Here is an 11,811-nt window from a genome sequence, read left to right on the forward strand (position 1 = left end):
AAAAACTATAAAATCAGCTACCATGAAAGTAGAACAGATCTATACCGGTTGCCTGGCACAAGGCGCTTATTACATTGAAAGCAACGGCGAAGCCGCCATCATTGACCCGTTACGTGAAGTAAAACCATACCTGGAGAAAGCAGAAAAAGACAACGCCACGATCAAGTATGTATTGGAGACACACTTCCATGCGGACTTCGTTTCAGGCCACGTGGATCTGGCGAAGGCATCAGGCGCTACTATTGTTTTCGGACCAAATGCCCAGACTACTTATGACGCCTACATCGCGAAAGATGGTGAAGAACTGAAAGTAGGTGATGTCACTATAAAAGTGCTTCACACCCCAGGCCATACCATGGAATCTACCACGTATTTACTAATAGATGAGAATGGCAAAGACTATGCGCTTTTCTCTGGTGATACCTTGTTTATCGGTGATGTGGGTCGTCCGGACCTTGCTGCAAAATCTGACTTAACACAAGATCAGCTGGCTGGTCACCTGTACGACTCGCTGCGCAATAAGATCATGACGTTGGCGGATGACGTGATTGTATACCCGGCACACGGTGCTGGCTCTGCCTGCGGAAAGAATATGAGCAAGGAAACAAGCGATACATTGGGTAATCAGAAAAAAACAAACTACGCCCTTCGTGCCGACATGACCAAAGAAGAGTTCATCAAGGAAGTAACAGATGGCTTAACACCGCCGCCGAGCTATTTCCCGCTGAACGTAATGATGAACAAGGAGGGTTACGACAACATTGAAAGCGTACTGGAGCAAGGTTTACAGGCCCTATCGCCGGAAGCTTTTGAAGCGGCAGCCAACGAAACCGGCGCCCTGGTACTGGATACGCGAAGCCCGGAAACATTTGCAACTGGTTTTATACCGAATGCTATCAATATTGGTATTGATGGTGGTTTCGCCCCATGGGTAGGCACGCTGATCCCAGACATCAAGCAGCAGATATTGCTGGTTACAGACGAAGGCCGTGAAGAAGAGGTAGTAACCCGTTTAGCACGCGTAGGCTACGATTATACCATCGGGTACCTGAAGGGTGGCATAGATGCCTGGAAACAGGCTGGCAAAGATGTAGACGCTATTAACTCTATATCAGCAGAGACATTTGCACAGCGTTTTGAGCAGGATAATACCATTAAAGTAGTAGACGTACGCAAACCAGGCGAGTTCCAGGCAGAGCATGTGGAGACAGCACAAAGTGCTCCATTGGATTATCTGAATGAGCACCTGGCCGAGCTGCCTAAAGAAGAAACCATGTACCTGCATTGCGCCGGGGGTTACCGCTCTATGATCGCAGCATCTATACTTAAAGCCAGGGGCTTTGAAAATGTGGTGAACGTGGCGGGTGGTTTTAAGGCTATTGCCGAGACCAGCGTACCGAAAACTGCTTTTGTTTGCCCAAGCACACTGAAGTAATTTCTTATAGTTAAAGACGCTTGAAGCGCTGGCGTAGTGTGATGCTGCGCCAGCCTTTGAGTTTTAGAGAACGTCTCTTCCCTGCGTGACCAAAGTCACAGACAAAGGCTTCTATTATACCGACCTTTGTATTGTAATTAAAACACAACAACCATTTAAGAAGAAAAGCTATGTTTAACATATTCGGATCAAAACCAAAGAACTACGAGAACCTGGACGGCACCACGTTCAGAACCAGGTATCAGAATGCTGCGAAAGCGGAGCTACTGGATGTACGTACAGCCGGTGAGTTTGCTGGTGGTTCTATTAAAGGCGCTAAGAATCTGGATGTAACATCGTCACAGTTCCAACAGGCGCTTAAAACGATGGACAAAAACAAAGAGTACTTCGTGTTCTGCCGCAGCGGCAACCGTAGCGGCTCTGCCTGCGACATCATGAGTAAAGAAGGCTTTAAGGCCTATAATCTGGCAGGTGGCATTGGTGCCTGGCCAAGATAAAATCGTATAAAATGAAAAGGTGGGAAACCTTAAACAGATCCCTGCCCTATCTCCTAAACCTAAACTAAACGAGTAAGTAATGTTAGAATTTTTGAGCCAACCATGGCCGTGGTACACTTCGGGTATTGTTATCGCCTTTGTTATGGTACTGCTTCTGTTCTTTGGAAAATCATTTGGTGTGTCAGCCAACCTGCGTACCATCTGCTCAGCCTGTGGTGCAGGCAAAAATGTAAAGTTCTTTGACTTTGACTGGCGTTCCCAAACCTGGAATCTATTGTTCCTGGTCGGTGCCATATTAGGCGGCTTTATTGCATCAGAATTTCTTTCAACTGGCGAGGTGGTGCAGATTTCGCAGGCTACTATTCAAGATTTGAGTGCACTTGGTATATCTGCTCCGGATGACTTGCAGCCAGAAGAAATATTCAGCCTGGAGGCTGCTTTTACGCTGAAAGGTTTCCTGATTCTGTTGCTAGGCGGATTTGCCATAGGGTTCGGAGCCCGTTATGCCGGGGGCTGCACTTCAGGCCACGCGATCAGTGGGTTATCTAACCTGCAGTTACCGTCACTTATTGCTGTAATCGGCTTCTTTATTGGTGGTCTGATCACTACCTGGATCTTGTTACCGCTCATTTTCTAAAGAAGCACCTATTAAACAGCCATTGTAAAACAAAGAGTTATATACCATGAGAGGGTTAAAATTTATAATTGCCGGCATCTTGTTCGGCATCGTAATGAGTAAGTCGGAAGCCATATCGTGGTTCCGTATCCAGGAGATGTTCCGTTTTCAATCATTCCACATGTATGGCATCATCGGCACGGCCGTGGTGTTGGGGGTGATTATTACCTATGTGATCAAGAAGTATAAACTGCGTGATTACCAGGGTAACCCAATTACCTTTACACCGAAGGAAATGTCTGTTCCGCGCTACCTGATTGGTGGTACTATTTTCGGGTTAGGCTGGGCACTGACCGGTGCTTGTCCGGGACCGATGTTTGTGAACATCGGTTTTCAGTATTGGTCTATCCTGATAGCAGTAGTTGGGGCCATAGCCGGTACGTACCTGTACGGCGCTATAAAAGACAGATTACCGCATTAAAATAATTGGCTAAAAGTGAATTGTAGTGAAAGTCGCCGGTTTATATACTGGTGACTTTTACGCATACTACAAACAGTGAAACAACCAACCGAAATAAAGCTTGGCTTACGTGAGAATGCTACACAGTTCTGGCTACTGGTGCTGGTAAACGGCTTTGTGGGTGCGATGGTGGGCCTGGAGCGTTCTGTGATACCAGAGTTTGCTGAAACAGTATTCAGTATAAACGGGCATACTGCGCTTTTGTCATTTATAGTTGCGTTTGGTCTGGCTAAATCAGGGGCTAACCTGGCAATGGGAAAACTTGCCACTAGGTATACACGAAGGCAGTTGCTGTTAATTGGGTGGCTGTTTGCGCTGCCCGTGCCCTGGCTGCTACTATATGCCGATGCCTGGTGGTGGGTGATCTTTGCCAACCTCTTGCTGGGTATCAACCAGGGCCTGTCGTGGTCTGCCACCGTGGTGATGAAGATAGACCTGGTAGGTGAAAAGAACCGTGGCTTGGCCATGGGCATTAATGAATTTGCCGGTTACCTGGCAGTTGGGTTGGTAGCGTTTCTGGCAGGGTATATCGCTTCTACAACCGGCGAAGTAACTTATGCTTTTATTCCGGGAATTGCGTTCTCCATCATAGGTTTGCTACTAACGGTGTTCCTGGTGCTTGATACGCATAGCCATGTACAGACGGAAACAAAGCAGACCAACATCCCGCTGCTGCACAACATCTGGAAAGACACCACCTGGCGTCATGGTAACTTAGGTTCTGTTACGCTGAACGGTTTTGTCAACAACCTGAACGATGGTATCCTTTGGGGGCTATTACCGGTGCTGTTAAGTACCAAAGGATATTCCCTGACCGAAACAGGCTTGCTGGCCGGTATTTACCCAGTAGTGTGGGGATTGGGCCAGTTGGTAACCGGAAAGTTGGGTGATGTGCTTTGCAAAAAGCAATTGTTGAGTATGGGCATGATGATTCAGGGCGTTGCAATAGGCCTACTTTTATTTGCCGGCTCCTATCCTATTCTGGTAGCTGCGCTCGTTCTGTTGGGTGCAGGCACGGCTTTGGTATACCCTAACTTTTTATCGGTGGTGGCCGAGAACACGCACCCAAGCCAACGGCCGCAGAGCTTGGGCATCTTCCGGTTTTGGCGTGATTTTGGCTACGTGGCTGGTGCGGTTGCTGCTGGTATATTTGGTGATTTGTTCGGACTGCAAGCGGTTATACTTGGAACTGCCCTACTTACTGTGGGTGCCGGACTACTCTCAGAATACAGGATGTGCTGTACCAAAAAGCTGCTGTGGCATAGTAAGGAATGTAGTACTAAATATGTTAAAGCTGCATAACTGCAAACTCTAAAGGAAGATTTATCAACTATAGCTTCTGGCTAGATTATTACTAAAAAGATACTATAGCGCATAAAAACACATGAGATACTACCTGCTGTTATTTGTAAGCCTTACGCTACTGCTCTTCATGATGCCGAAGAACGATAGTTTGCGCAGCTTTGCACAGCAATCGACGCTGAAAAAAGGTTGTACATACAGCAGGCATTTTGGCAAAAAGCCTTGTGCCAAAAAATGCCTGAAACACCAGGCGCACTCCGGTCAGCAAAGCAACGCAGCAGGTATAGTTATTGATTGCAGCCAGCAGGTATACGCCATCGTTAACGAGCTGCCTTCAGAGCTTTTTATCTCTTTTGTGTCACCCTACAAATTTACAATTCCGCACATCCGGAAGCATCTTGCTCCTGTGCTGGAGTACGACCCTGAGCCGCCCCGAATTTCTTAAAATACACCAGATATGTTAAATGCATCAGCTTGTCAATTCATAGTTATAGTTGGTGCTGCCATACCGCTACTTCCCCAATAGGTGAATTGCTATAGGTATGCTCATACTTTATCTAATAAGTTATTTTAAGAAAAATCTAAACGTATGGAAACTACTCCAAAACAAAAAATATCATTCCTGGTGCTGCGTAGCCTGGGCAGTCTTATCTTTATTATGGCTGGTACAAGCCACTTTGTAAAAACTGCCGGTGCAGCTGCCCGGTTAGAAAAGGCGCCGTTCGCTCACTTGGCCACCTGGATGGCATCAGCTGAAACCCTTATCTTACTTTCAGGAGCAGGTTTGCTTATTGGTGGCTTTATGCTGCTGGCAGGCTTTAAAACTAAGCTGGCTTCTGCCGGATTACTGGCTATCCTTATACCGATTACGCTGACCGTACAGGTAGGCAGCGGAGACTATGGGCCTTTGTTCAAGAATGTGGCGCTGATAGGTTTGCTCATCTTTTTTATCATAAACGGCGCTGTGTACCATAGTATAGATTCGTTTCTGGAACAGAAAAAGAGAATTATTCCTTTGCCTGCACGAAATAAGGGCTATGTACCTATAGTAGTTATTGGGCTGATGGTATTGCTTGGTTCCTGCGCCACGACAAATGCTCAAAATACTATGAATCAGCGTATGACCCATACTACCGCCAGTACAAAGTATGCAGTACTCATCAGCCAGCCAAATCACTTAAAAGCTGCTGTAAATACCGCTGAGACAATTACCAAAGACAGCAAGTATAACCGTGATTCGTTTGTAGTGATGGCCTGCGGAAAGTCGGTAGAAGCCTTTAAAAAAGACGGTGCGATGGCTGCAGAGATAGCCAAAGGCAGAGCCGCCGGGGTTACCTACATACTGTGCGGCATGTCGCTGAAGCAGTTCAATATTGCCCTATCCGATCTTATAGATGGTGTAGAGATCACACCCAATGGCCTAACTTATATGTTTGACCTTAAGCAAAAAGGCTATACGACTGTGGAACTTTAGTCACATAACACCTTAAAAGATTGGGTTAATTTAGCTTCATTAACAAACTAACAGCATGAATAAGAAGAAATTTTCAATAAAAGATATACCGGGCTGGGCGGTAATGCTCGCCGTTTTCGGAATTTTATATTTCACTGGGTTGCATACCGAAGCTATTGGCCAAGTGCAGCGTATATTGCTGGCCACAGGTATTAAAAATGCCGATGTACCGGAAACCTTACAGAACCCGGACGCTACCGCAGTAGTAGATGCGGCTGCCGTGGCGAATACTGAAATGGCCGGAGCCGGTTTCAAAATTGTGGATCTGCAGGGCAAACAAGTAGCTTTTGAGATTCTGAAAGGAAAAGTCATATTCCTAAACATCTGGGCTACCTGGTGCCCGCCCTGCATTGCCGAAATGCCAAACATTCAGAAGCTTTACGACAAGGTAGGCTCAGACAAAATTGCCTTTGTGATGCTGTCTGTAGATGAAGGCGGCATGGAGAAGGTGAAGAAGTTTATCGATAAGAAAAAGTACACATTCCCGGTATACATGCCGGCCAGCCAGTTCCCGCAGGAGTTCTACTCTAACGCCATACCTACTACCTTCATCATTTCACCGGAAGGTAAGATCGTGGCCAAGCAGGAAGGCATGGCTGATTATGACACCCCTGAAGTAGTAGCGTTCCTGCAGGGGATGGTGAAAAAGTAATATCTTTCCATATACATAGTTTACGAGAAGTGAACTATGTATATGGCTTACAATTAGTTGAACAAAAAGGGCTTCGCATCCAACTTAGTTAAATTGTCTAATCATATACTTAAACAAGCAAATTATGAAATTGAAACTGATCATGATGGTGCTGGTGGCTACGCTGGTAGCGCCCCTACCTATGGCCCAGGCACAAACAAAGTCAAAAGCTAAAAAAACGGAACAAACATCGCAGCGCAAGATTGTATACGATCTATCGGTAGCTGACACCACCATGCATGCCGGCTTGATGAGACAACTCAACAATATTAAACGCGGCTGGCCTGATGCACAAATAGAAGTGGTGGTTCACGGCAAAGCGCTTAACCTGTTGGTTACTGGTAAATCAACTCAGGCCAACGCCATAAAAGAGCTACAGGCCAAAGGGGTAGTTTTTGCTGCTTGCGAGAATACGATGAAAAGAGCTAAAGTAGAAAAGAGCCAGCTGTTGCCGAATGTACCTACCGTGCCAATGGGCATAGGTGAAATCGTAACTAAACAGGAAGAAGGCTGGAGTTACATTAAGTTTTAGAAACTATAGAAGTATAGCTATTGGCAAAATACTGGCAGATTTTCGTCTCGTCTTTTACGGATTACGGGAACTACCTTTTCCGTGAAGTTCTTAATCCGGGTTGGGGTAACTATTTCTACTGGCTGATCGGCTTATCGCTTTTCTTCTGGCTTTTAGAAATAGTTAAGCCCTGGCGTGCCCAACAGGCTATACTCCGAAAGGATTTCTGGCTCGATGGCTTCTACATGTTCTTCAATTTCTTCTTGTTTTCGCTTATCGGGTTCAATGCCATTTCTAACATTGGTGTAGAAGCTTTCAATGATTTCCTGTCCTTGTTTGGCATTACCAACCTGGTAGCTTTTGAAGTGCAGTCGTGGCCCGTGTGGGCGCAGCTGCTCACTTTATTTATAGTCCGTGATTTTATACAATGGAACGTACACCGGCTACTGCACCGCTCCGAATTTCTGTGGCGCTTTCACAAGGTACACCATTCGGTGCAACAAATGGGCTTTGCGGCGCACCTGCGCTTCCATTGGGGCGAAACTATAGTGTACAGAACAATAGAGTACATCCCACTGGCCATGATAGGTTTTGGTATTCAGGACTTCTTTCTGGTGCACATTCTTGCGACTTCTATTGGCCATTTCAACCATTCCAACATAAACGTTCCGTTAGGTCCGTTGCGCTACCTGTTTAATAATCCGCAAATGCACATCTGGCACCACGCCAGGTATATGCCCCGTCGTTATGGCGCAAACTATGGCATCAGCTTAAGTGTTTGGGATTACCTGTTTGGTACAGCTTATATGCCCGAAGATGGACGTGATATTGCACTTGGGTTCGATGATGTAGAGCAATATCCGGAGTCGTTTGTAAATCAACAGTTACATCCATTCCTGAACAATCGCTCAAACGGTGAGTTAGGTATAACACAAGAAGAAGTAAAACACCTGGAAAAAGTATAAGAGGTTGTGCTTTCAGGCAAACTAAAAGTCCCGTAGTAGAGATTTACCACAGGACTTTTAGTTTGATATGTAGTTTATACTTAGCGTTTGATGGTCACTTCGCCCATATTAGCTGGCATGTCTACTGTCTTCATTTCCTTTAACTTCTGAATGAGGAATTCGGTTAATGGTTGCGCTGTTCTGTTGATGTTTCGCCCTTTGCCTATCTCATCGAAGTTATGCAGTCCGGTTAGTAAGCCGTTGTGGGTGACAACCTGGTAATTCTGTGTATCTTCTACTGGCTGACTTTTTATTTGTACGTTGCTAACTCGTTCTCCGACTGGCTTGGTAAGATCCATTTCATAGCGGATTCCAGCTGTCTGGATAAGACCACCTACCGCTTCTAGTTTGTTATCCGGCTTTAAATTTTTTGCCGCCTGCTCCAGAGTTGATTTCAACTGCTTTCCTGTCATGGTCAAGGTTACGATTTTAGATGGGTGTGGCAACAGCTTGTATATTTCTTCACTTGTGACAGGACCAGGCTTTAAAGAGATACCATATCCTACTCCCGGCATAACAGCTATGTCTCCATGAAAGCTTTCTATTAGCAGATTACCTACCAGCTTATCAAACGGACTTTCAGATTTATACTGTCTGCCGATGACTGCCTTGCTTTCCACCACATATTCCTGTAGCTTTTCCAGGTGTGGTCTGCGCTGTTCGTCAATCAGCTCCTGCATGGCTGCATCAGGCTGCACCTGCTCGTTCCAGAGCCAATGATGATGCGTTTTCACATCAATCAGTTTTTGGTTCCTTAGTACCAGTTCTGTTTCACCTAACACCGCTGCATCTGACATAGCCTGTACCACATAGGTCTGCCCTATCTTCTTTCTTGGTTCCAGTATGTCGTGGCTATGGGCTCCTATGATCAGGTCTATACCTGCTACTTCACGCGCCATTTTGTAATCCACAGCCGTTCCTTCATGTGAAAGCACCACCACTACATCGGCTTTTTTTCGGAGCTCAGGTACATAGGTTTGCGCGACTTCCTGCCCTACTTTAAAGGTAAGTCCCTTCACATTATCCGGATTACCGGTCTTAGGTGTATTGCGGTAACCAAGAGCCAGAATAGCCACCTTCACACCATTCTTCTCCTTGATGATGTAAGGCTCTCCGAAAACAGGCTGCAGCGTGTTGTCATCCGTTATATTGGCTGCCCGCATCGGAAAGGTTGCCAGTTGCTCCAGCTCGCGCGTGCGCTGCAAACCATAATCGAAATCATGGTTTCCGAGGGCCATCAAATCATATTTCACCGCATTCATGAAACGGATCATGGCTTCACCTTTGGTTAGGTTGCCTAGTTGGTCGTCACTAAATGTATCGCCGCCATCTACCAGCAACACCTTATCTGCCCCCTTCTCATTTCGCACCTTATTAATAGCGGTAGCCAGGTAAGCAAAGCCCCCTATCGTGGCTGTTTTATCGAATGTTATAAGTGTATCGCGACCAGCGTCGCCAGTTTGGGCTGTCGCATTATCCGTTGTCGTCAGGAAAGGCATATAAGAACCGTGCATGTCATTGGTATGCAAAATGCTGATTGATTTATGCTCTTTTACTGCCATTTCACTTGCAGCCGTTGCTGCTGGGTTTGAGTTTGTACAGGCGCCCGCAAGTATAAGCGGCGCCATCATAAAGGTTACTCCCAAATGCATACTAATCTTCATCGTACTAAAGTTTAATTGGTGAGATTTATACAGCCGTGAACGTGCCCAGCAGGTCTGCACGGACTGGTGAATACTTCCCCAGATATTGCTTTATAGCTTCGATAGCCTTTATACCTGCGTCGGCGCGGTGGTCGGCATTCTTTTCAAAAACATACTGCTCTTTTAAGCCACATAGTAAACTGCCAGCAGAGAGCCTGTAGCCACAACCAGCCAAAGCACCACTCCTTGTAGGAATGGCCTGATACTAATGGTTCTGAGCAGCGACATGCTGATGCCTGCACCAGTTAAAAATAAACTGATAACCAAACCTTTTCTGGCCAGCATGGTCAGCCAGCCATACACTTCGCTCAGGCCACTTAGAAACGTGCTGAATAGAGATGCTACCAAGAAGAAAAGTATGAACTTCGGGAAGCTTGCCTTGCCTTCCGACTTAAAAAGAAAGCCCGTAATCAATACCATCGGGAGTATCCACAGCGCCCGCGTGAGTTTAAGCGTAGTGGCAATCTCGAGTGCCTTTTCTCCAAACTCCGTGGCAGCCCCTACTACAGAACTGGTATCATGTATGGCAATAGCGGCCCAAACACCAAATTGCTCTTGCGATAGTTGTAGCTGATTGCCGATGAACGGGAAAACAAACAAGGCTAGCGCATTCAAGATGAACACCACACCCAGCGCTACGGAAATCTCCTTTTCTGATGCTTTGATAGCCGGGGCAACGGCGGCAATGGCACTTCCCCCACAAATAGCCGTACCGGCAGAAATAAGGTGATTCAGCTTTTTCTCAACGCCTAACAGTTTCGCCAATAGTAAACCGACCACCATAGTGGCAATAAGCGAAATGGCCGTATAGAAGAAGCCTGTAAAGCCGGTTTCAGCTACTTGGTACAGGTTAATGCCGAAGCCCAACCCTACTACAGAAGCCTGCAATGCGTACTTAGTAACCTTGCTCAGTTTTGCCGGATAAGGGTTACCAAAAATCAGTCCTAATACTATACCAGAGAATAAAGCAAGCGGCGCACCAATAAGGTCTGTTAATACAATAAGTATCAATATGAGCCAGAAAAAGCCCAGTTGAACATATCTTTTGCTTAAAATCTCCACAGTTTATTTTGTTTCTATCCCTGCCGATTTGAGCGCATCAAATCCTACAGTTGCGTTGTAGATGTTATTGAAGTTGTTGTTTTTCATTACTGTTGTTGCTTTACTACTTCTATTCCCGGATTTACAGTACAACAGGTAGGTGGCGGCTGTATCCAGTTTAGCTATTTCCTTTTCAAAATCCGGTGAAGTATAGTCTATATTAACAGCGCCTTCCAGGTGGCCTTCCTGAAATTCATACGGTGTGCGTACATCCAGCACCACCACTTCTTGACTAGATTCAATTAATTGCTTTACTTCAGTTGCATTTAAATTTACTTTTGTACTGCCTGCTTCTTGCTGGCAACTGCTAAATCCAAAAAGAAGCATAAAGGCAATTAGTTTTACTACATAGTTCATATCCATAGTTCAATTTTAAACTTTTAATAATTCTATAGTTTGCAAGTTCAAACATTGCGGCCTGAACCTATGTGACAAAAGTCACTGTTAGCCAAAAGTCGTTTCACTTGTTTTGTAAAATATCACAGCAGAACGTCGTTATAAACTATAAAACCACTACTTGAAACACTACCTGCACATATGGGCCATTTTGATGTTAATCCTACATCTTGGGGTGCTGACCATCATCAGCTTCGTGCCAGGAGAACGTGCGGGTGTCTCTATCAAAAAGGTTTGTCTGAGGAAAGAAGTCCAAAAGCAGTTAGTGGCATCAGTTCATAAAGCCACATTTCAAAATCAGCTGCTAAACAAAGTGCCAGATACAGAAAACGGCCAGCAAGATGGAGCTGTTGAGATACATTGTTCTGTAAAACTGATAAGCACGGCACCCACTGATGAATTCGTGTTTGTGCCACTGAATCTGGAAGACCAAAAATCCGGTCACAATCAAATGAGTTACTACTCTCTTAGCAAATTCTTAGAGCCTGACCCGCCCCGGCTTAGCTAGTCACTTTCCCTATT

Annotated in this window: 14 protein-coding genes; 11 read left to right on the forward strand and 3 right to left on the reverse strand. The window is 45.6% G+C overall.

The genetic code is table 11. From position 1 onward, the window contains the following. Positions 1-22: 22 nt before the first annotated feature. From H7F15_RS05710 to H7F15_RS05755, 10 genes are all read left to right on the forward strand, one after another. Positions 23-1,435: a rhodanese-like domain-containing protein gene (locus H7F15_RS05710; RefSeq protein WP_185196007.1), complete on the forward strand. Its 1,413-nt coding sequence runs from the start codon at positions 23-25 to the stop codon at positions 1,433-1,435. A 170-nt stretch (positions 1,436-1,605) separates the two neighbouring features. Next, on the forward strand, positions 1,606-1,932 hold the full coding sequence (locus H7F15_RS05715; RefSeq protein ID WP_185196008.1) for a rhodanese-like domain-containing protein: 327 nt from the start codon (positions 1,606-1,608) through the stop codon (positions 1,930-1,932). A 79-nt stretch (positions 1,933-2,011) separates the two neighbouring features. Continuing rightward, positions 2,012-2,569, forward strand: a complete 558-nt coding sequence (locus H7F15_RS05720; RefSeq protein ID WP_185196009.1) for a YeeE/YedE family protein — start codon at positions 2,012-2,014, stop codon at positions 2,567-2,569. 46 nt (positions 2,570-2,615) lie between these two features. Then, entirely contained in the window at positions 2,616-3,029 is a 414-nt protein-coding gene (locus H7F15_RS05725) for a DUF6691 family protein (protein ID WP_185196010.1), read from the forward strand. 75 nt (positions 3,030-3,104) lie between these two features. Then, complete coding sequence (locus tag H7F15_RS05730) at positions 3,105-4,370, forward strand: MFS transporter (RefSeq protein WP_185196011.1); 1,266 nt, start codon at positions 3,105-3,107, stop codon at positions 4,368-4,370. An 82-nt stretch (positions 4,371-4,452) separates the two neighbouring features. Continuing rightward, positions 4,453-4,815: a hypothetical protein gene (locus tag H7F15_RS05735; protein WP_185196012.1), complete on the forward strand. Its 363-nt coding sequence runs from the start codon at positions 4,453-4,455 to the stop codon at positions 4,813-4,815. 144 nt (positions 4,816-4,959) lie between these two features. Continuing rightward, positions 4,960-5,844 carry a DoxX family membrane protein gene (locus tag H7F15_RS05740; RefSeq protein WP_185196013.1) on the forward strand — a complete coding sequence of 295 codons (885 nt, stop codon included), beginning with the start codon at positions 4,960-4,962 and terminating at the stop codon, positions 5,842-5,844. 55 nt (positions 5,845-5,899) lie between these two features. Then, on the forward strand, positions 5,900-6,535 hold the full coding sequence (locus H7F15_RS05745) for a TlpA disulfide reductase family protein (RefSeq protein WP_185196014.1): 636 nt from the start codon (positions 5,900-5,902) through the stop codon (positions 6,533-6,535). Positions 6,536-6,659: 124 nt separating this feature from the next. Continuing rightward, positions 6,660-7,106, forward strand: coding sequence for a DsrE family protein (locus H7F15_RS05750; protein ID WP_185196015.1), 447 nt, complete (start codon positions 6,660-6,662; stop codon positions 7,104-7,106). Between the two features lie 20 nt (positions 7,107-7,126). Further along, positions 7,127-8,050, forward strand: a complete 924-nt coding sequence (locus tag H7F15_RS05755; protein ID WP_185196016.1) for a sterol desaturase family protein — start codon at positions 7,127-7,129, stop codon at positions 8,048-8,050. Positions 8,051-8,130: 80 nt separating this feature from the next. Here H7F15_RS05755 and H7F15_RS05760 read toward each other — a convergent pair whose 3' ends face one another. The 3 genes from H7F15_RS05760 to H7F15_RS05770 form a co-directional block, all read right to left on the reverse strand. Continuing rightward, positions 8,131-9,753 (reverse strand): bifunctional UDP-sugar hydrolase/5'-nucleotidase, encoded by a 1,623-nt coding sequence (locus H7F15_RS05760; RefSeq protein ID WP_185196017.1) that lies wholly within the window; start codon positions 9,751-9,753, stop codon positions 8,131-8,133. A 162-nt stretch (positions 9,754-9,915) separates the two neighbouring features. Next, on the reverse strand, positions 9,916-10,854 hold the full coding sequence (locus H7F15_RS05765; RefSeq protein ID WP_185196018.1) for a putative sulfate exporter family transporter: 939 nt from the start codon (positions 10,852-10,854) through the stop codon (positions 9,916-9,918). Between the two features lie 3 nt (positions 10,855-10,857). Further along, the gene (locus H7F15_RS05770) at positions 10,858-11,256 is read right to left on the reverse strand and encodes a rhodanese-like domain-containing protein (RefSeq protein ID WP_221627005.1); all 399 of its coding nucleotides are present in this window, start codon (positions 11,254-11,256) and stop codon (positions 10,858-10,860) included. 154 nt (positions 11,257-11,410) lie between these two features. On the opposite strand from H7F15_RS05770, the gene H7F15_RS05775 reads away from it, so the two are divergent. Then, positions 11,411-11,797: a hypothetical protein gene (locus H7F15_RS05775; RefSeq protein ID WP_185196019.1), complete on the forward strand. Its 387-nt coding sequence runs from the start codon at positions 11,411-11,413 to the stop codon at positions 11,795-11,797. Positions 11,798-11,811 lie beyond the last annotated feature (14 nt).

The sequence above is a fragment of the Pontibacter sp. Tf4 genome (genome assembly GCF_014212495.1).
GTDB lineage: Bacteria > Bacteroidota > Bacteroidia > Cytophagales > Hymenobacteraceae > Pontibacter.